The following is an 18,687-nucleotide window of genomic DNA, read 5'->3' as shown; positions in this document are numbered from 1 at the left end:
CTAAAGTCAAGGCGGCAGGATGTTCTTCGGCGGCGACTACAACCCCGAGCAGTGGCCTGAAGAGGTGTGGGACGCCGATGTCGAGCTGATGCGCGAAGCCGGCGTCACGGCGGTGACCGTCGGCGTCTTCGCATGGTCGCACCTGGAGCCGTCCGAGGGGGAGTACGACTTCGCCTGGCTCGACCGGGTGCTGGACCGGCTGCACGACGGCGGTGTCAAGGTCGTGCTGGCAACGCCGACCGCATCACCGCCGCCGTGGTTCACGCTCGCTCACCCGGAGGCGCTGCCGGTGAACGCCGACGGTGTCCGGCTCACGCACGGTAGCCGGGACACGTACTGCGTCTCGGCGCCGGCCTATCGTTTTGCCGCCCGGCGCATCGCCGGTGAGCTGGGCAGGCGGTACGCCCATCACCCGGCGCTCGCGATGTGGCACGTGCACAACGAATATGGCACCGACTGCCGCTGTGACCTCACCGCCGCTGCGTTCCGTGAGTGGCTGCGGGAACGGCACGGCAGTCTTGACGCGCTGAACGAGGCGTGGACCACCGCGTTCTGGAGTCAGCGGTACTCGGACTGGGCGCAGATCATGCCGCCGCGGGCCACTCAGTACCTGCCGAACCCGGCGCAGGTTCTCGATTTCCGCAGGTTCCTCTCCGACGAGCTGCTCAGTGCCTATGTCGAGCAGCGTGACCTGCTGAGAGGCGTCAACCCGTCGATCCCGATCACCACGAACTTCGTGCAGGGCGGCTGGGTGAGTGTTGATCATGCGCGCTGGGCCGAGGTCGTCGACGTCGTGGCGGTGGATCACTACCCCGATTCATCGGATGTCTCCGCGGAAGAGCAGACCGCCTTCGCCGGTGATCTCGCCCGGAGCTGGGGTCGCGGCTCCTGGCTGCTCATGGAGACCGCACCGAACCTGATCTACACGCGCGGCCGGATGCACGCCAAGGAACCCGGCCGCCTGACCAGGCAGAGTCTGTCCTATGTGGCGCGCGGATCGGACGGCGCGATGTATTTCCAGTGGCGGCAGCCGCGCGGCGGAGCGGAGGTCTTCCACTCGGCGCTGGTGCCGCACGCCGGCCCGGACAGCCCGGTCTTCCGCGAGGCGGTGGATCTCGGCGCCCGGCTCGGAGCACTGTCGTCCCAGCTCAAGCCCGCCGGACGGACCGCCGAGGTCGCGGTGACCTGGGACGCGCCGTCGTGGTGGGCGTTACAGGGCGCCGGCCTGCCGTCCGCCGGGATCGACTATCTCGCGGCCGTCCAGCAGGCGCACCGCGCGCTGTTCCGCGCCGGCATCCCGACCGACTTCATCTTCCCGACCCGGGAGCTGGATCTCACCGGCTATCGGATCATCGTCGTGCCGCACCTCTATCTCGTGTCCGACGAGGTCGCGGCCGCTCTCCGCGACTTCGTCGCGTCCGGCGGCCACCTGGTGGTGGGTCCGCTGAGCGGCATCGCCGACCCCTTCGCCCGGGTCGGTCCAGGCGGTTACCCTGCGGCTTTCCGGCAGATTCTTGGGGTACGGGTAACCGAATGGCACCCGCAGGACCCCGGTGTCCCGGTGCACCTGGACGACGGCTCCACGGCCTTCGGCTGGGCGGAACGAGTCGAGCTGACCGGCGCGCAGGCCCTGGCCCGGTACACCGAAGGCACGCTGGCCGGCGAGCCGGCGGTGACCAGGAACGGCAACGCCTGGTACGTCTCGGCGGGCCTGGACGACACCGGCTGGGAGCGGCTGCTGGGCACGATCGTGGCCGAGGCGGACGTGTCGCCGGTGCTGGAAGGTCTGCCGCCGCGGGTCGAGGCGGTCCGCCGTGGAGAGTTGCTGTTCCTGTTCAACCACAGCGAATCGGAGGCGAGCGTGAAGCTCCCCACGGCCGCCGTCGACGCGGTGAACGGCGGTTCTTTCCCGGCGGAGATCACGATCCGGTCAGGGGAAGCGCTGGTGGCCCGACTGGAAACGCCCGCCGGTACGCCGACGGCGACGTCCGCATCGCCTGAGTGAAGTGGTGGCGGAACGTCACTGCCGTCTCGAAGCCCACCGACGCCGCCACCTCCTCGATCGGCATCGCGCCGGCCTCCAGCAGCGGCAGGCTGGCGTGCACCCGCTGGGTGATCAGCCAGCGGATCGGGGTGGTGCCGGTCGCCCGCGCGAAGTGCCGGAGGTACGTGCGTGACGACATGTGGGCACGCCGGGCCAGGATGTCGACAGTGATGCCGGTCGTCAGGTTGGTCAGAGCCCACTCCATGCTGCGGGCCACCCGGTCGTCGTCCGGATCGGTGGGCACCGGCGCCTCGACGAACTGGGCCTGACCGCCGTCCCGATGCGGCTGCACCACGAGCCGGCGGGCCACCGCGTTCGCCACGGCCGGGCCGTGGTCGAGACGGATCACGTGCAGGCACAGATCCAGACCGGCGGCGCTGCCGGCGCTGGTGAGAATGGGCCCGCCGGTCTCTGTCTCGGGGGAGTCGATGTAGAGCACGTCCGCGTCGACCTGGATCGACGGGTGCTTGGCGCGCAGCTGGTCGGCGTACCGCCAGTGGGTCGTGGCCCGGCGTCCGTCCAGCAGACCCGTGCCGGCCAGGGCGAACGCCCCCGAGCAGATCGACATGACCCGTGCGCCCCGAGCGTGAGCCGTACGCAGCGCCTCGACCAGGGCGGGCGACGGATCAGCGTGCACGTCCGGCACTCCCGGGACGATCAGGGTGTCGGCGGCGGCGAACGTGTCCAGGCCGTGGTCGGTGTGCAGGGTGGCGCCACCGACCACCCGAACCGGTCCCGGTGTCTCGGCGCAGATCGTCAGGTCGTACCAGGGGAAGTCGAATTCGGGCCGGGGGAGGCCGAAGGCCTCGGTGACGATGCCGATCTCGAAGACCGACATTCCTTCGTACGCGAGAACCGACACGGTGGGGCCCCGGCGGCCGATCGTCAGCATGGCGGAATCTTAGCGGTCATCGTCGTTCACGCCACTGGGCCGGGATTTTCGCAGGCGGCACGATCAACAGCATGACCAACGCAGCCGCTGTCGCCCATTTCTCCGCCCGCCTGACGTTCGAGACCGACGTGAGCGACGTGCACGCCGACCTGGAAGCCGGCACACCCGGCGTCGTGGTGATCGACGCCCGCAACGACGTGTCCTGGCAGCAGGGCCACCTGCCGCACGCCGTCCACCTGCCGCACTCCCAGATCGCCGCCCGGGCCGCCGAGCTGATCCCGCCCGGCAGCCGGGTGGTCACCTATTGCTGGGGCCCGGGCTGCAACGGCGCCACCCGGGCAGCGCTCGAGTTCGCCAAGCTGGGATACCCGGTCCAGGAGATGCTCGGCGGTTACGAGTACTGGGTCCGCGAGGGCTTCCCGGTCCGCGACGACCAGGGCGTCAGCGCTCGCCCGATCGACGACCTGACCGCCCCGGCCGTCACCGGAGCGGCCTGCGGCTGCTGAAACTAACCGAGGAGGGCGTCCAGCCAGGGGTTGCGGAATTTGCCGTCCGGGTCGAAACGGCCGGCCAGCTCCGCGAAATCGGCGAAGCGCGGGTACGCGGACCGCAGATCGCCGAGCGGCGTGGTGAAGACCTTGCCCCAGTGCGGACGGGCCGCGAACGGCGCGAGGGCCTGCTCCAGATCGGCGACGACGGGGAGCACCGCCTCGGTGTCGGCGATCCAGGTGAAGTGCAGCGCGAGACTGTCCCGCTGGTGGTTGGGGCTCAGCCACAGTTCGTCGGCGGCGATCGTACGCATCTCGCAGACCTGGAGAACGACCGCGACGCGCTCGCGGAGCGCGCCCACCGCCTCGATCGCGGCGAGGGCGTGCTCGCGCGGCACGTGCCACTCGGACTGGAGCTCCTCGCCGCTGCTCGGGGTGAACTCCATCCGGAAATGCGGCAGCCGCGCGTGCCACGGGCCGGGGACGCCGCCCTGCTCGGTGCAGTTCTCGGCGGGCATGCCGGGGACCGGGTGACGCGGTCCGCCGGCGAGCGTGGCGCCGTGGAAGTCGCCGGCCGGCATCTCGTCGCGGCGCTTGAGCCAGACCTGGTCGATGGTCGCGCCGGTCCAGCGGGTGAAGAGGCTGACGCTGTATCCGTCGGCGAGGATCTCGGCGAGCGCGTCGCGCACGGCGGCCGCCGGCAGGTTCTCGTAGACGTACTGCCGCAGCTCGAACGCGGGCTGCACGTCGAGGGTGAGCGCGGTGACCACGCCGAGGGCGCCGAGGCCGACGACCGCTCCGGCCAGGTCGGTGTCGGCGCGGGTCAGGGTGACCAGCTCGCCGTCGGCGCGGACGATCTCGAGGCCGGCGACGGCGGTGGCGAGGTTGCCGTTGCGGACACCGGAACCGTGGGTGGCGGTGGTGACCGCACCGGCGACCGAGATGTGCGGCAGCGACGCCATGTTGTGCACGGCCAGACCGGCGGCGGCGAGGGGAGCGGCGAGATCGCCGTAACGCAGACCGCCGTCGACCCGGACCGACGTGCGATCGGATCCGATCTCGACGGTACGCGGCAGGCCCGCCAGCGAGAGCAGAGCGCCGTCGGTGTCGGCGAGCCGGTTGAACGAGTGACCGCTGCCGAGCACCCGCAGCGAATCCGCGGCCGCGACGGTCTCCTGCACCTCGGCGATCGTTTTCGGTCGATGCACCTGTTCGGTGCTGAAGACGATGTTGCCGGCCCAGTTGGTCAGTCGTTCGTGCATCGCTTCACCTTAACGTTTTCATTAGATGTATACGCTGGGAAGATGCCTCTGGATGCATCCCGGAACAGCCTGGTGCTCCCCATTCTGGGTCTGCTGGCCGAGCGGCCGGCGCACGCGTATGACCTGGCCGGGCGGCTGCGGGAGCGCTGCGGTCATCTGCCGGTCACGCGCAGTACGGTCGCCACGTTGCTCAAGTCGATGGCGAGGGCCGGGTTGGTCACCGCCCGCGAGCCGGGCCGGGTGGGCAATCGGCCGCCACGAACGGTGTACGAGACGACCCCGGCGGGTGTCACCGGTTTTCACGACAAGGTCGAGGCCGGCTTGCGCGACGCACCGGCGGCGTCGATGGACTTCGTGCTGGCCCTCGGGTACGCCGAGGTGCTGGCCGCCGAGCGCACTGCCCTGATCCTTGAGGACCGTGCCGCCCGGCTGCTGGCTTCCGGGGACGCGCCGGGACGCGGCCCGCTGGAGAACGAGTACTGGCGCGGCATGGTGACCGCCGAGATCGAGTGGATCACCGGTCTGGCCCGGCGGATCAGGTCCGGAGAGCTCGCCTGGAACGAGGCCGGGGGCCCGGATCAGGGGCGGTCAAACGACTGATTCGCCCGGCTGGGAGGGGTTAAGGTTCTGCTGTCTGGGCGGGCCGAGCGTGAGGAGGAGCAGCACATGGCGTTGATCGTCGTCGCGGAGGACGACATCGACGTCGCCGAGCTGCTCGCCACCGTGCTGGGCAACGAGGGGCACACCGTGCGTACGGCGTTCACCGGGCTCGACGCGCTCGCCGTCATCACCGAGACGCTGCCGGACCTGGTCATCCTCGACCACCACATGCCCGAACTCAGTGGCCTTGAGGTGGCCGAGCGTCTGCGCGCCGGCGGGCCGACCGCCACCATCCCGGTGATCATGCTGTCCGCCGGGGCGCCGGCCGCCGCCCGTGGTCTCGTCGATGTGACGATCTCCAAGCCGGTCCGCCCCAAGCACGTCCTCGACGCCATGAACGTCCTGCTGGCCGCCCGCGAGGCCGTCGCCGGCACGGCGAACCACCTGGTCGACGTCGACAGGCTGCTCGCCGTCTCGGGTTATCTGACCCGGCCCGGCCGCACGGACGAGCGGAACGTCCACACGGCGGCGCTCGACGGTTTCGCCGAGGGGCTGTCCCGGCTGACCGGCGCCCCGATGGCGGCGATCACCCTGGTCCTCAACGACAGCGTGGCGCTGGCCGGGTCGTTCGGGCTGCCCACCTGGGTCCAGGAGGCCGGTGGGGTGCCGGTCGAATGGTCACCGGACACCATCGTGGTGGCCGAGGACGTACCGGTGCTGATCGTCGACAGCCATACCTCCGGGGAACGGTTCGCGACCACGCCGCTGTTCTCGATCAGCGGCATCCGGTCGTACGCGAGCGTGCCGCTGAACTCGTCCGAGGGTCATGTCGTCGGCACCCTCTGCGTGATGGGCGAGAAGCCGGGCACCTGCACCGAGGACACCGTGCAGATGCTGCATTCGCAGCGGGCTCCGGCGCTCGGTCTGCTGTCCCGCGCGGGCTGAGCGACTTTTACTCCCGTACCGAGGAAAATCCGGCGGCGAATCGCCCAGATGTAACCCAAGGTTATATCAACGGCAACCACTATATTTTTGTAGCGGCATGGTTACACTCGGACATCTGCCTCTGTATATGCGGATTAGGGTATTTGCAGGCACAAAACGTTGATCAGCCGATCGGACGAGATCTAAATCGAGATGTGCTGCTCGTTCTCTCGTAACGAAAGGTGCGTCACAATCAGTCACGCCCATGGCGGTGGTGAGGGCAGGATGCAGCCCGGCGGAATGAGTACGTGAGAGGAACAGCGTTATGGCGGAGATCCATCACTTCGACCACGGATGGGTAACTCCGACGGTGAGTTACGTACTGTCCGTGCTCGGCTCACTTCTGGGGCTGACCGCAGCGGTGCGCCTCCGCCAATCGAAGACCGGCGGTGAGCGGGCCTGGTGGCTGACGCTCGCCGCGATCGCCATCGGCGCCACTGCCATCTGGAGCATGCACTTCGTCGCCATGATGGGCTTCAGCGTCACCGGCACGCCGATCCGCTATGACATCGGCCTGACCGTGGCCAGCGCCGTGATCGCGCTCGTCGCGGTCGGCGTCGGGCTCGCCATCGCGCTGCTGGGCACCGCCGCCCCGCGTACCCGCATCCTGATCGGCGGCGTGCTCGCCGGCCTGGGCGTCGCCGCGATGCACTACACCGGTATGGCCGCCATGCGTCTCCGCGGCGAGATCCACTACGCGGGCCGCGAGGTCATCCTCTCCGTGGTGATCGCGGTGGTCGCCGCGACCGTCGCGCTCTGGCTCACCCTGAACGTCAGCAAGCCGATCGCCATCTTCGGCGCCGCGCTGGTGATGGGTGTCGCGGTCAACGGCATGCACTTCACCGGCATGGCTGCCATGTCGGTGCTCTCCGAGCAGTCATTCGGCTCGGTCGAGGGCGCGACCGCGAGCGGCCTGCTCGTCCCGGTCGGCGCCGCGGTGGTCTTCGCGATCCTCGGCATGGTGTACGCGCTGGCCGCAGCACCGAGCGAGGAGGACCGCGAGGCGGCTGCTTATCTGGCGGCCCGGCTCGACTCCCGCACGGCTCCGGCCACCGGCGCCACCCCGCCCGGCCAGCTCTGGGGCCAGCAGCCGCAGGGCCAGCAGGGTGGTCAGCGGAGCCAGTACGGCCAGCAGGGCCAATTCGGTCAGCAGAGCCAGCAGGGTCAGGGCCAGCAAGGTCAGCAGGGCCAGGCCGGCCGGTCGACGCTCGGCGGCGGTCAGTGGACGTACCGGGACCGCGACCGCGCACAGTAGATCTTCATAGCGAAAGGCCCGTCCCGGGACTCGGGGCGGGCCTTTTGTCATTTGGGCTGGATCAGCCAGTCCCAGGCCTTCCGCAGCGCCGAGACGCGGCTCTCGGCCAGGCCGGCCGGTGTGTCGGCGCTCGGCGTGGCGAGCTTGTCGACCGGCTCGCTGACGATCACGCCGCGCTCGAAGAGGCCGTCCACCTGGTCGCCACCGGCGAACCGGTGACCGTCGGCGGTCTTGAGCAGCAGGCCGTGGAAGACGTCCTCGCGCTCGTCGGAGAGCACGTGCTCGACCGTGCCGACGTTGCCGCCGGAGCGGTCGTAGACCGGGACGCCCTCCTTCAGGACCAGGTAGGACACGGGTGCGCCGAGGTCTTCGCCGTTCTCGCTCATGCCTGTTGCCTTTACCCGGAAACCAGTCGATTCAGCATCGCTAGCCAACATCATCTTTTCGGCTGAGGCCACCTAAACATTTTGTACAACAATGGACTTTTGCCCTGAAACGCGCGGCAAAACATGGCGACATGTCTGCAATTCCCTTAGTGTCCTTTTTGCCCGCCGGATCCCCGCGGCGGACATCACAGTCACTGGAGGAACTCATGCAGAAGACGCGGCGTTTCGGAGCGATGATTGCCCTGGCCACGGCGGCTGCCGGGATGGCAGCGGTGTCGGCGGCGGCTCCGGCCGCGGCCATCGGCCGCGGTCCGGCCCCAGTCTCCAACTGGCTGCAGGCGGTCCCGGCGAACACGACCAGCTGGGTGACGATCAACTGGCGTACCGACCGCCCGATCTGCGACGCGCAGATCCGGGTCCGCGGCGAGGCCATCAAGGTCGACTACCTCGGCGCGCGGCGGTTCACGACGTTCTCCCGCGGCGACTCGCTGCGGCCGGGACGCACCGACTTCACCAAGGTTCGCGTCACGCCGATCGCGCGGCGTAACAGCGTGACGAAGCTGTGGGCGACCATCTCGTACGACGAGTGCGGATGGAAGGCCCGCACCCAGACGCGCACCACGGTTCTCTCCCTGCCGGTGGTGGCGCGCAACACCTCGCCGGGTGGCAACGGCGGTCCGGGCGGCCCCGGACACGGCCACTCCGACGGGCCGGGTCAGAACGGCCCCGGCGCTCCGGGGCAGGGTGGCCCGGGCAGCGGTCACGGCGGTGGCCAGGGCGCTCCCGGTGGAAGCCAGGGCGGCCAGAGTGGTTCCGGTGGCAGCCAGGGTGGCTCTGGTGGAAACCAGGGCGGCCAGGGCAACAACCAGGGCGGCCAGGGCGGCAACCAGGGTGGTTCTGGTGGAAACCAGGGCGGCAACGGGGGTAGCCAGGGCGGCAATGGTGGTGGCCACAGTGGTCACGGGAACAGTGGCGGCGGCCACTGATCCTGTCACCGGGAAATAGGACGATGCGCGGCCGGAGTGCAATTCTCCGGCCGCGCGTTGTATTTGATCAAAGCCATCCGGATTTCTTCAATGAGCGATGGACTCCGCCACCGATCACGATCATCGCGATGATCGCGCCGGCGAATCCGAACCGGGATCCGAGCCCCGGCATGATCGTGAAGTTCATCCCGAAGATCCCGGCGATCACGGTCGGCACCGCGGCGATCGCGGCCCATGAAGCGATCTTGCGCATGTCGTGATTCTGATCGACCGAGACCTGTGCGAGCCGGGCCTGGAGGATCGACGTGACCAGCTCGTCGAAACCGGCCACCCGGTCCGCGGCCCGGGCCAGCTTGCCGCGAACGTCCACCAGGTACGGACGCAGCTCCTCGGGCACCCCGGACAGCTCCAGCAGGCGCGACATCGGCTCGGCCAGTGGCAGCACCGCCCGCTTGAACTCCACCATCTCGCGTTTCAGCTGGTAGATGTGGGCGAATTCGGAGGACCGCTCGGTCGCGAAGGTCTCCTCCTCGATCCGGTCCAGGTCGTGCTCCACGTGTTCGGCCACGTCGAGGTAGCTGTCCACCATCCGGTTGCCGACCGCGTACGCCACCGACCACGGGCCCTGTCGCAGGACCTCGGCGCGGGACTCCAGCTCCTGGCGTACCTCGCGGAGCGGGCCGACCGGGCCGTGCCGCACGGTGATCACGAACGACGGGCCGACCAGCACCGTGACGTCACCGGTCTCCACCACCTCGGAATCGGCGGTGAGCCGGTCGTGCTCGACGTACCGTGCGGTGCGCAGAACCAGCCGCGTCACCTCGCCGAGCACCTCGACACCCGGCCGGTGCCCGCCCGAGACGGCCTGTTCCACGTGCAGCTCGTGCAGGCCGAAGACCTGGGCCACCGCGTTCATCGTGGACAGGCTCGGCTCGTGCAGGCCGAGCCAGACGAAAGCGCCCCGCCGGCTTGCCAGACGGGCCGCCTCCGCGTACGGAATCTGCCGCGACCCGAACCGGCGTGACCCGCCGGCGTAGACCGCGCAGTCCACCACCGCGTCCGGGTTGCCGCTCCGGGCCGGGGTCACCGGTTTCGGGGGACGGACGATGTTCTCCAGCAGCCGCCCGAGCGCACCTCTCATGGGCGAGAACGGTATCGCTCAGTCGGACCGTTGCATGGCTCGCACGCCGATGAGAAGACCGAGCACCGCTACGACAGTGGCCGCGATCACACCTTCCAGGGTGCTGCGGGTCAGGACGTCGCCGTTGAAGAGGGCTCGTTCGGCGTTGACCACGTACGTCATGGGGTTGATGTGAGAGAGCGCCCGCAGCCAGCCCGGTCCGTTGTCGAGCGGGAGAAGAACCCCGGCGAGCAGGAGCAGCGGGAAGATCAGCGTCTGCTGGACGGTCCAGAAGAGCCATTCCTTGTTCTTCGCGGCGAGCGCCAGGGTGTAGGAGAGCGCGCCCAGGCCGATGCAGAACGCGGCCAGGATGAGCAGGCCGAGCAGCGCGCCCGGCAGGTGCAGCTCGAAACCGAACGGAATGCAGACCGCGACGATCAGGGCGGCCTGCGCGATCATCGGGACGATCTCCTTGAGCGCCCGGCCGATCAGCAGGGCGGGCCGGCGCAGCGGGGTGACTAGCATCCGCTCGTGCGAGCCGGTCTGCATCTCGAAGAGCAGGTTGGAGCCGGTCATCGAGGAGCCGAAGAGGCAGGACATCACGATGATCCCGGGAACGAACCACTGCAGCGAGTTGTCGCCGGGCAGCAGCGGCGCGAAGAGGCCGAGGAAGAACAGCGGCTGGATCATCGAGAAGATCACCGAGAACGGGTCCCGGATGACCGGACGCAGTTCACGGCTGAAGACGACACGGGTGTCGGTGACGAGGGAAGTCATGATCAGGCCTCCACGAGCTCGGCGGCGGGGGTGCTGCTGTCCTCACGAAGGCTGCGGCCGGTGAGGGTGAGGAAGACGTCGTCCAGGGTCGGGCGGGTGACCTCGATGGAGGTCGGGGTGATCGGCAATGACGCCAAGATCTTCGGAGCTTCGCGGGGGCCGTCCTCGGCTGTGAGCCGGATAAATCCGCCTTCGTGCTGTGCGCCGATCGCCGCTGCGGCCCGCGCCGCTTCCTCAGAACCGGCGAACCCCAGGATCACCCGGTCGCCCACGTGTTTCGCCTTCAGCTGCTGCGGCGAGTCGTCCGCGATGACCCGGCCGTGGTCGATGACGATCACCCGCTCGGCCATCGAGTCCGCCTCGTCGAGGTAATGCGTGGTCAGCACGATCGTGGTGCCGTGCTCGGCGCGCAGGCGCACGATGTGCTCCTGCAGGTTGGCCCGGTTCTGCGGGTCCAGCCCGGTCGACGGTTCGTCGAGGAAAAGCAGCTCAGGGGCGTGGATCAACCCCATCGCGATGTCCAGGCGGCGACGCTGGCCGCCGGAGAGGGTGGAGACGGTACGGTCCGCGACGTCACTGAGCCCGAGTGAGTCGATCAGCTCGGCGGCTCTGGTGCGGGCCGCGCGGACGGTCATTCCGTACGCCCGGCCCTGGCTGATCAGCTCGTCGCGGCCGCGCTGGCTGTGCCCGGCACCGTTGCCCTGTCCGATGTATCCGATCCGCAGCCGCACGTCGCGCTGCTGGCGGACCACGTCGAAGCCGGCCACCTGGGCGCTGCCCGAGGTCGGCGGGATGAGCGTGGTCAGCATGCGAAGAGTGGTGGACTTGCCGGCGCCGTTCGGGCCGAGCAGCGCGACGAGCTCACCGCGGGCCACCGTCAGGTTGATGCCGTCGACCGCGCGGACGTCTTTGAAAAGCTTCGTCAGCTCTCGCGTCTCAATCATCATGCTCTCGACACTAGAGTTCGAAGCGGCCACTTCCTGACCGCAATCCGATGGAGTCTGAGGACATGGCGAACACGAGTGCACGGATGCTGCGGCTCCTGTCGCTGCTGCAGACCCATCGTTACTGGCCCGGTTCGGAGCTGGCCGATCGGCTCGAGGTCAGTCCGCGTACCCTGCGCCGCGACGTCGACCGGCTCCGCGATCTGGGTTATCCGGTCGACGCCGCCCGGGGTGTGGCCGGCGGTTACCAGCTCCAGGCCGGCGCGGCGATGCCACCTCTCCTGCTCGACGACGAGGAAGCGGTCGCCATCGCGGTCGGGCTCCGGAGCGGCGCCGCCGGCGCCGTCGCCGGTTTCGAGGAGACTTCGGTACGCGCACTCGCCAAGGTCATCCAACTGCTCCCGCCCCGGTTGCGCCGCCGCATCGACGCGTTGCAGGCGGTCACCGCCCCCGGCGTCTTCGGTGGCGGCCCGGTGCTCGACGCGATCTCGCTGACCACCATCGCGATGGCCTGCCGGGGTGAGGAGCGGCTGCGTTTCGATTACACCCCGCGGGCCGGCGAGCCGATGCTCCGGCACGTCGAGCCGCACCGGCTGGTCTCGCTCGGCCGGCGGTGGTACCTGGTGGCCTGGGATCTCGACCGGGGCGACTGGCGCAGTTTCCGAGTCGACCGGCTCACCTCGCCGGCGCCGACCGGAGCGCGTTTCCGCCCGCGCGAGCTGCCGGGCGGCGACCCGGTGACCTGGATGCGCTCGCGGATGGCGTCGATCCCCAACAAGTACGACGTGTCGGTGCTGATCGAGACCCCGGCCGAGGCGGTCCGATCGTTTCTCGGGCACTGGGGCAACGTGGAGGAGGTCACGGCCACGTCCTGCCGGATACGCATGAACGTCGACGACCTGGGCTGGCCGACAATGGTGCTGGGGCTGCTGGCCTCGCCGTTCGTCATCGAGTCACCCGTTGAGCTGCGCGAACGGGTCCGCACGGCGGGCGAGACGCTGATGCGGGCCGCCGAGGCGTCGTGATGGGACGGATCGGCGCCCCCGTGGCGCCGATCCGCACGGTCAACGTATCGATGGGGTACGACATTTTTTCCGTACCCGGGAATGGAGCGTGAGCGGAACGCTCAGATCTCGCGACGCAGCCGCAGGGACCAGGCGTCCTCATCGTCGGTGGAGCCGTAAGCGCGGCGTTTGCCCTGGATGGTGAAGCCGCGCGCCTCGTAGAACGGCAGCGCGAGCTCGTTGCCGACCACCGCGGCGACCCACATCTCGGTCGCGCCCAGCTCACGGACCTGCTCGGTGATCCGGTCCAGGAGCAGCGAACCGAGGCCGCGGCCGCGCTCGCCCGGCTCCAGATAGATCATGGCGAGCTCGCCGACGCCCGGCGCGGTGAGGCTGCCGGCGGCGGTCCCGAGGACGCGGCCGTCCTCCTCGACCACCTGATATCCGAGCCAGCTCGGCGGCGCCGGGGCGAGGTCCTTGGTGATCCGCTCCGGGACGTAGAACTCCGCCAGCATCCGATCGAGGTACCCCGCCGGGAGAATCCCCTGGTAGGTGGCGGCGTAGGCCCGGGAGCAGATGCCGGCGATCGATGTCACGTCGGCTTCGCGGGCCGCTCGTACCTTAGGCATTTTGGGATGATAATTCCCGTTGGCGAATGTGGTCGTCGTGCCACTCGGAGCCGACCAGGAACCGTTTCACGCCGACGATCTCGAAACCGTGCTTCGCGTAGAACCTCGCCGCCCGGACGTTCTTCTGGTTGACGCCGAGCCAGCAGCTCACCGCACCGGTCCGCGCCGCGCTGGACAGCGTCTCGGTCATCAGCGCCTGCGCCGCGCCCGAGCCGTGCCGCTCGGCGGCCAGATAGAACTTGCTCAGCTCGATGCTTGTCGCCTCGTCGACCACGGCGGCCACATCGGCGTCGGTGATCCGGTCGCGGATCAGCATCGCGTAACCCACCGGCTGATCATCCTCGGACACCAGCACGATGATTCGATTCGGGTCGCCGAGGTACTGGACGAAGCTGTCCTCCGACAGGTTCTTCGCGATGAACTCGTCGATGTCCGTCTGGGCGGTCCCCGGCGGGCAGGCCAGCCCGAACGTGCGAGCAGCGAGATCATGCAGGATCCGCTCATCGCCGAGGACGCCGTGACGCGTGGTGATCGTCATGGGGAAACAGTTTAGAGTCTTCAGAGTGCGCGCTTTCACGAAGCAACTCGGCGATGTGATCCCTCACCCGGCCTCGGTGCGGCCCGTCCCGGCCGCATCATTCACGATCATTCCCGGTACGGTCCTCGACTGCGCGCCGGAAGCCGCCGGTGTCGCCGAGCATCTCGCTGGTGCCTTGGAGAAAGTTGTCGGCGGCCCGATCCCGATCGGTCCCAACGGGGCGATCCGGCTCTCGGTGGATCCGTCGCTGGATTTCGAGGGCTACACGCTGGAGATCACTGATGCGGGCGTGGATCTGCGCGGCGGAAGTCCGCAGGGGCTGTTCTGGGGCGTGCAGACGCTGCTGCAGCTGGGGACGTCGCTGCCCGGCGGGCTGATCTCGGATGCGCCTCGCTATGAGTACCGCGGCGCGATGCTGGACCTCGCCCGGCACTTCTTCACCGCTGACGAGATCAAGGCGCACATCGACCTTCTCGTCCAATTCAAGATCAATCATCTGCATCTGCATCTCACCGACGACCAGGGCTGGCGGATCGAGATCCCGGGCTGGCCGCTGCTCACCGAGGTCAGCGGCGGCGCGGGCACCGGTGTTGACGGGGTGGGGCCGGGGTTTCTCACGCTTGCCTCCTACAGCGATGTCGTCGCTTACGCCGCGGAGCGGTTCGTGACGATCGTTCCGGAGATCGACATGCCGGGGCACGTCAATGCTGTGCATTACGCGTACCCGTCGCTGACCTCCGACGGTCAGCCGGTTCCGCAGCGGGTTGATGCCGAGGTCGGGTACAGCTCGCTGGTCGCCGGCAAGGAGGAGACGTACGCCTTCGTCGAGGACGTGATCCGGACCCTGGCCGATGTGACGCCCGGGCCCTATCTGCACATCGGCGGCGACGAGTGCCTGTCCACGCCGCCGGAGGACTATCGGACGTTCCTGGCGCGGGTGCTTCCGCTGCCCGGCAAGTACGGCAAGCGGGCGATCGGCTGGCACGAGATGGCCGCCGTGGATCTGCCGGAGACCGCTGTCGTGCAGTACTGGCGCATCGAAGCCGCCGACGCCGACACCGCCCGGGCCGCGACCGAGGGCCGGCGCGTCATCATGTCCCCGGCGGACCGGGCCTATCTCGACATGAAGTACGACTCGGACACCGCTCTGGGGCTGGACTGGGCCGGGTACGTGGATGTGCGGCGCGCGTACGACTGGGATCCCGCGGACCGCTTGCCGGGTGTCCCGGAGGAGGCGCTGCTGGGGGTGGAGGCGCCCCTGTGGTCCGAGACGCTGCGAAGCGTGGCGGACGTACGGTTCCTGACGCTGCCCCGGCTGCCGGCCATTGCCGAGATCGGCTGGTCCAAGCGCGACGTCCGCGACTGGGAGTCGTTCCGCGCTCGCGTGGCGACGTTCGGCCCGAAGTGGGACGCAGAAGGCGTGTCGTACTACAAATCCCCAGAAATCCCCTGGCCGTAGAGTTCCCGGCCAGGCAGACAGAGGGTTTCCGCAGTTCCGGGGTGCCCGCAGCGTCGGGGTGCCCGCAGTTCCGGGGGTGGCCGCGGTTCCGGGGGTGGCCGCAGCCCTCGATCAAGCCGCGAGCGTGTCGATTTGAGGCACGCTCTGCACCGAAAGTCGACACGCAGGCTGGCGTCCGTCTGTGTGTGTCGATTTGAGGCGCGCTCTGCACCGAAAGTCGACACGCAGGCTGGCGTCCGTCTGTGTGTGTCGATTTGAGGCGCAATCCGCACCCAAAGTCGACACGCACTGGTGGGCCGACCCCGCCGTGTTGAGTTGGGGCTCGTTTCTGCGGTCGAGTTCGCGTTGCCCCGATGCGAGCCGTCGGCTGGACCTGTTATCCGGGTCCGGTGACACGCCTGGACGACGGCTCGCCCCGCTGAGCCGTCGCTCGGCCACCTTATGCGGGCCCGATGACGCGGATGGGCTACGGCTCGCCCCGCCGGGAGTCGGCTTGGCCCCGCCGCTGACGGGCCGGGGGCACACGGTGGGCTTTGGGGCACGTGGCTGAGGGCGCACGGATGCTCGAATTGACGTGGATGGGGCCGCACGGTGGCGGACTGTGCGACTTCATCACGGCCAGGGCATAGACCCGGGCGCACGGTGGCGTTATGTGCGACCTGACGTACGCCGAGATTTGGCGAACTCCCGCGTCCGGCCGGCGTCTCTGGGCGATGGGCTCCGCGCCATGGCAAGGCGAGTGTTCAATGCGGGTGCTTCGTGCGGACAAATGTGGTGATTCGACTCGCCGCGCGGCCTGTGGCTTGAGACCGACCGCGATCTTGAGCGATTTTCTACAGCCTGGTGTGCAAAGTCGCTCAAGATCGCGGGAGCCACCGCCGCGCGGGCGCGCTTCCACGGGACGCCCTTTCGCGGGACGTCTCGTGTGGCGGTGGCTGGCTTGGGTGGCTTGTTCGGTTGCTGTGTTGGCGGGGCCGGGCCGGGCGGGAGCGGTACCTCTTGGGGGCGATTGAAGGGCTCTGATCGGTGGTGGCTGTGGCGGACGTATAACCCGCTGCGGGACCGTGAGGCGTGTCCGGCAACGAATTGGCCCTAGTCTGGGCCCGGTTCGAAGGAGGAACACGGATTTGAGCAACAGTGCGCGATCAGCGGCGGCCCCGGTTGCTGCCCTCGCAGGATTTCTGCTGGTCGTGGCGGCGCAGCTGGCCGTCGTACTGGTGATCCTCTGGGCAGTGCTGTCGATTCTGCCGAGCACGGTCGCGGTCCGCGCGGGGGTTCCGCTGAGCATTGCCACATTCGGAGCGTTTGGGTACGCGACCTGGCGCGCCCTTCAAACCCGGAGGCGACTGCCGGCCGGGGTGGAGGTGACGCGGGACCGTGCCCCGAAGCTGTGGGAGCTGGTCGACGGCGCGGCCAAGGCTGCTTCGGTAACGTCGCCGGACCGTTTGATCGTGGTTGCCGAAGCTACCGTCGCGGTCGGTGAACGGACCCGGCTGCTCGGGATCGTCGGCGGGCCCCGTGATCTCTACCTGGGGCTTCCGCTTCTTCAGGCGTGGGAACCCACTCTGCTGCGGGCCGGTGCCACGCACGAGCTGGCGCACTACTCGCCGCGGCTCAGCCGGTGGGCGCCGGTGGCGTACCGGGGCCGGGTCGCTGCCGGCCGGGTGATTCCGCGGATCAACCGGCGGAACCCGGCCGGGGTGGCGCTGCGGGCTTATGCCGGGTTCTATCGGCGGGTCGACGCGCCGTTCAGCCGGGCGCAGGAGTTCGCCGCGGACCGGATCGCGGCCGAGCACGCCGGTGCGGAGGCGGTCGTCGCGGTGCTGCGTGACCTGCCCGCGCTGGCCGGGATGCAGCGGTTGTTCCACGCCGAATATGTGGCCCCGGGCTGGCAGGCCGGTCTGGTGCCGGACGACGTTTTCGGCGGGTTGCTGCGAGTGCTGGCCGCCCGGTCGGCGGAGATGGCACAGCTGCGCGGGCAAGAGCCGGAACCGGCCGGGCCGTGGGACACCCACCCGCTGGTCGGCGAGCGGATCGCCGAGCTGGAAAAACTGAAGCCAGCCGCGGAAACGACGCCGGAGCCCGAACCGGCGCCCGACAAAAACGACGAAGCGGCACCCGCCACGAAAGACGAACCGGCACCCGCCACGAAAGACGAACCGGCACCCGCCACGAAAGACGAAGCGACACCCGGCAAAAAGGACGAGGCGACACCCGCCAAGGAAGACGAACCTCACCCCGAACTCGTGCCCGATCTTCCGCGGCTCGGGCGGGCGCTTCAGGACGTCGCGTACCCGGCCGGTGGGCGTACCGTCGTGTCCTGGGATGAATTTCTCAGCTTGGCTCGCACCGCTGAGATGGAGCGGGAGGCCGAGGCCGCGCTCGCGACCGTGTCCCGCGCTGCCGGGAGCGAAGTGACCGGCCCGGCCCAGGTGTTGGAGCTTGCCGCGGACGGCCGGTTGCGAACCGCGGCGCAGGAGTTGTTCCCCGGGAACTCACCGGAGGAGACCACCGAGCGGATGATCGATCTGCTCGGGTTGATGCTGGCGCTCGCGGCGCTGCGCAGCGGTGTCGTGCGGTGGCGGCACAGCTGGACCGGGGCGGCCGAGGTGGTGGGTGTTGACGGCTCCTATCTCAATCTCGCGGAGCTCGCGCGGGCGGCGGCCGAGCCGGAGATGGTCCAGGAGGTGCGTGAGTACCTTGAGAAGATCGGTGTTGATCTCGCGGCGACGGCTGGTGATGGCGGGCCCGCGCGCAGCCAGATTCTCGGCGGGCTGGTCAATCTCACGGCCGACGGTGTGCGCACCGATCTGTTGATCACGGATCTGGGGTTGCTGCTGGTGCCGGGCCTGCCCCGCGGCCGGGGAAACGAGGCGAAGCGGCGGCTGACGAAGCTCGCGGTGGGCGGAGTCACAGCAGGAGCAGGGGAAACCAGCACGCCCGGGGAGCGCTTTCTTCCGTACGCCGACGTGACCGGCGTGACCACCCTCCCCGGTCGCCGGAAAGGCTGGACCATCGGCCTGCGTGACAGTGATGCCGTGACCCTGCGCCCGGCCCTCGACGCCGACGAACTCCCCGGAGGCTGGAAAGCCTGGGACGAAGCAGTGACGTTCCTCACCGGCACCCGGCCGGCGATCCCGGATCAACGCTCCTCGATCGAGGCATCGACTGAACCCTCTGAGCCGGACCTGCGTACCCAGGGCCAGACAGTCTCATCCCCGACGGATGAGCAATCATTACGTCACTTTGGGTCACAATAACCTCGGGAGATGTTCGCTTCACCGTCGGCTGAATTGGGTAGCAGGGTCAGCGGTTGAGG

Annotated in this window: 17 protein-coding genes; 9 read left to right on the top strand and 8 right to left on the bottom strand. The window is 69.0% G+C overall.

Features of this window, described 5'->3' with window-relative positions; genetic code table 11:
* Positions 1-19: 19 nt before the first annotated feature.
* Positions 20-2,005 carry a beta-galactosidase gene (locus B0I29_RS07590; RefSeq protein WP_111648180.1) on the top strand — a complete coding sequence of 662 codons (1,986 nt, stop codon included), beginning with the start codon at positions 20-22 and terminating at the stop codon, positions 2,003-2,005.
* Here the strand turns inward: B0I29_RS07590 and B0I29_RS07585 are convergent.
* Positions 1,920-2,936 (bottom strand): helix-turn-helix domain-containing protein, encoded by a 1,017-nt coding sequence (locus B0I29_RS07585; RefSeq protein ID WP_111648179.1) that lies wholly within the window; start codon positions 2,934-2,936, stop codon positions 1,920-1,922. The two genes, B0I29_RS07590 and B0I29_RS07585, sit on opposite strands and share 86 nt — an antisense overlap.
* A 71-nt stretch (positions 2,937-3,007) precedes the next feature.
* On the opposite strand from B0I29_RS07585, the gene B0I29_RS07580 reads away from it, so the two are divergent.
* Entirely contained in the window at positions 3,008-3,442 is a 435-nt protein-coding gene (locus tag B0I29_RS07580; RefSeq protein ID WP_111648178.1) for a rhodanese-like domain-containing protein, read from the top strand.
* Positions 3,443-3,444: 2 nt separating this feature from the next.
* Here the strand turns inward: B0I29_RS07580 and B0I29_RS07575 are convergent, their stop codons facing one another.
* The gene (locus tag B0I29_RS07575) at positions 3,445-4,686 is read right to left on the bottom strand and encodes a D-arabinono-1,4-lactone oxidase (RefSeq protein ID WP_111648177.1); all 1,242 of its coding nucleotides are present in this window, start codon (positions 4,684-4,686) and stop codon (positions 3,445-3,447) included.
* A gap of 42 nt (positions 4,687-4,728) precedes the next feature.
* Between B0I29_RS07575 and B0I29_RS07570 the strand changes: the two genes are divergently transcribed.
* From B0I29_RS07570 to B0I29_RS07560, 3 genes are all read left to right on the top strand, one after another.
* Positions 4,729-5,286, top strand: coding sequence for a PadR family transcriptional regulator (locus B0I29_RS07570; RefSeq protein WP_111648176.1), 558 nt, complete (start codon positions 4,729-4,731; stop codon positions 5,284-5,286).
* Positions 5,287-5,352: 66 nt separating this feature from the next.
* The gene (locus B0I29_RS07565; protein WP_111648175.1) at positions 5,353-6,231 is read left to right on the top strand and encodes a response regulator; all 879 of its coding nucleotides are present in this window, start codon (positions 5,353-5,355) and stop codon (positions 6,229-6,231) included.
* A gap of 304 nt (positions 6,232-6,535) precedes the next feature.
* Positions 6,536-7,525 carry an MHYT domain-containing protein gene (locus tag B0I29_RS07560; RefSeq protein ID WP_111648174.1) on the top strand — a complete coding sequence of 330 codons (990 nt, stop codon included), beginning with the start codon at positions 6,536-6,538 and terminating at the stop codon, positions 7,523-7,525.
* Positions 7,526-7,572: 47 nt separating this feature from the next.
* On the opposite strand, the gene B0I29_RS07555 is transcribed toward B0I29_RS07560, so the two are convergent.
* The gene (locus tag B0I29_RS07555) at positions 7,573-7,911 is read right to left on the bottom strand and encodes a PRC-barrel domain-containing protein (RefSeq protein ID WP_111648173.1); all 339 of its coding nucleotides are present in this window, start codon (positions 7,909-7,911) and stop codon (positions 7,573-7,575) included.
* 206 nt (positions 7,912-8,117) lie between these two features.
* Between B0I29_RS07555 and B0I29_RS07550 the strand changes: the two genes are divergently transcribed.
* Complete coding sequence (locus tag B0I29_RS07550) at positions 8,118-8,897, top strand: hypothetical protein (RefSeq protein WP_111648172.1); 780 nt, start codon at positions 8,118-8,120, stop codon at positions 8,895-8,897.
* A gap of 67 nt (positions 8,898-8,964) precedes the next feature.
* Here B0I29_RS07550 and B0I29_RS07545 read toward each other — a convergent pair whose 3' ends face one another.
* The 3 genes from B0I29_RS07545 to B0I29_RS07535 are packed head-to-tail and all read right to left on the bottom strand — an operon-like array spanning position 8,965 to position 11,738.
* Positions 8,965-10,038, bottom strand: coding sequence for a magnesium and cobalt transport protein CorA (locus B0I29_RS07545; protein WP_111648171.1), 1,074 nt, complete (start codon positions 10,036-10,038; stop codon positions 8,965-8,967).
* An 18-nt stretch (positions 10,039-10,056) separates the two neighbouring features.
* On the bottom strand, positions 10,057-10,794 hold the full coding sequence (locus B0I29_RS07540; RefSeq protein WP_111648170.1) for an ABC transporter permease: 738 nt from the start codon (positions 10,792-10,794) through the stop codon (positions 10,057-10,059).
* 2 nt (positions 10,795-10,796) lie between these two features.
* The gene (locus B0I29_RS07535; RefSeq protein WP_111648655.1) at positions 10,797-11,738 is read right to left on the bottom strand and encodes an ABC transporter ATP-binding protein; all 942 of its coding nucleotides are present in this window, start codon (positions 11,736-11,738) and stop codon (positions 10,797-10,799) included.
* A 65-nt stretch (positions 11,739-11,803) separates the two neighbouring features.
* On the opposite strand from B0I29_RS07535, the gene B0I29_RS07530 reads away from it, so the two are divergent.
* Positions 11,804-12,763, top strand: coding sequence for a helix-turn-helix transcriptional regulator (locus B0I29_RS07530; RefSeq protein ID WP_111648169.1), 960 nt, complete (start codon positions 11,804-11,806; stop codon positions 12,761-12,763).
* A gap of 101 nt (positions 12,764-12,864) precedes the next feature.
* On the opposite strand, the gene B0I29_RS07525 is transcribed toward B0I29_RS07530, so the two are convergent.
* Positions 12,865-13,371, bottom strand: a complete 507-nt coding sequence (locus B0I29_RS07525) for a GNAT family N-acetyltransferase (RefSeq protein ID WP_111648168.1) — start codon at positions 13,369-13,371, stop codon at positions 12,865-12,867.
* Positions 13,364-13,909 (bottom strand): GNAT family N-acetyltransferase, encoded by a 546-nt coding sequence (locus B0I29_RS07520; RefSeq protein WP_111648167.1) that lies wholly within the window; start codon positions 13,907-13,909, stop codon positions 13,364-13,366. Before B0I29_RS07520 ends, B0I29_RS07525 begins: the two co-directional genes overlap by 8 nt.
* 25 nt (positions 13,910-13,934) lie before the next feature.
* Between B0I29_RS07520 and B0I29_RS07515 the strand changes: the two genes are divergently transcribed.
* Both B0I29_RS07515 and B0I29_RS07510 read left to right on the top strand, forming a co-directional pair.
* Positions 13,935-15,368, top strand: a complete 1,434-nt coding sequence (locus B0I29_RS07515) for a family 20 glycosylhydrolase (protein WP_245972331.1) — start codon at positions 13,935-13,937, stop codon at positions 15,366-15,368.
* 1,127 nt (positions 15,369-16,495) lie between these two features.
* Entirely contained in the window at positions 16,496-18,628 is a 2,133-nt protein-coding gene (locus B0I29_RS07510) for a M48 family metallopeptidase (protein ID WP_111648165.1), read from the top strand.
* The last annotated feature ends 59 nt before the right edge of the window (positions 18,629-18,687 follow it).

This window comes from Actinoplanes lutulentus (genome assembly GCF_003259845.1).
Classification (GTDB): domain Bacteria; phylum Actinomycetota; class Actinomycetes; order Mycobacteriales; family Micromonosporaceae; genus Actinoplanes; species Actinoplanes lutulentus.
This window is presented reverse-complemented; position numbering and strand designations above follow the sequence as displayed.

Bases quoted from the DNA above. Each gene is read 5' to 3' on its own strand.
- B0I29_RS07575 (WP_111648177.1), bottom strand. From the start codon at position 4,686: ATGCACGAACGACTGACCAACTGGGCCGGCAACATCGTCTTCAGCACC.
- B0I29_RS07525 (WP_111648168.1), bottom strand. From the start codon at position 13,371: ATGCCTAAGGTACGAGCGGCCCGCGAAGCCGACGTGACATCGATCGCC.
- B0I29_RS07530 (WP_111648169.1), top strand. From the start codon at position 11,804: ATGGCGAACACGAGTGCACGGATGCTGCGGCTCCTGTCGCTGCTGCAG.
- B0I29_RS07570 (WP_111648176.1), top strand. From the start codon at position 4,729: ATGCCTCTGGATGCATCCCGGAACAGCCTGGTGCTCCCCATTCTGGGT.
- B0I29_RS07560 (WP_111648174.1), top strand. From the start codon at position 6,536: ATGGCGGAGATCCATCACTTCGACCACGGATGGGTAACTCCGACGGTG.
- B0I29_RS07585 (WP_111648179.1), bottom strand. From the start codon at position 2,936: ATGCTGACGATCGGCCGCCGGGGCCCCACCGTGTCGGTTCTCGCGTAC.
- B0I29_RS07535 (WP_111648655.1), bottom strand. From the start codon at position 11,738: ATGATTGAGACGCGAGAGCTGACGAAGCTTTTCAAAGACGTCCGCGCG.
- B0I29_RS07520 (WP_111648167.1), bottom strand. From the start codon at position 13,909: ATGACGATCACCACGCGTCACGGCGTCCTCGGCGATGAGCGGATCCTG.
- B0I29_RS07580 (WP_111648178.1), top strand. From the start codon at position 3,008: ATGACCAACGCAGCCGCTGTCGCCCATTTCTCCGCCCGCCTGACGTTC.
- B0I29_RS07590 (WP_111648180.1), top strand. From the start codon at position 20: ATGTTCTTCGGCGGCGACTACAACCCCGAGCAGTGGCCTGAAGAGGTG.
- B0I29_RS07545 (WP_111648171.1), bottom strand. From the start codon at position 10,038: ATGAGAGGTGCGCTCGGGCGGCTGCTGGAGAACATCGTCCGTCCCCCG.
- B0I29_RS07550 (WP_111648172.1), top strand. From the start codon at position 8,118: ATGCAGAAGACGCGGCGTTTCGGAGCGATGATTGCCCTGGCCACGGCG.
- B0I29_RS07555 (WP_111648173.1), bottom strand. From the start codon at position 7,911: ATGAGCGAGAACGGCGAAGACCTCGGCGCACCCGTGTCCTACCTGGTC.
- B0I29_RS07565 (WP_111648175.1), top strand. From the start codon at position 5,353: ATGGCGTTGATCGTCGTCGCGGAGGACGACATCGACGTCGCCGAGCTG.
- B0I29_RS07540 (WP_111648170.1), bottom strand. From the start codon at position 10,794: ATGACTTCCCTCGTCACCGACACCCGTGTCGTCTTCAGCCGTGAACTG.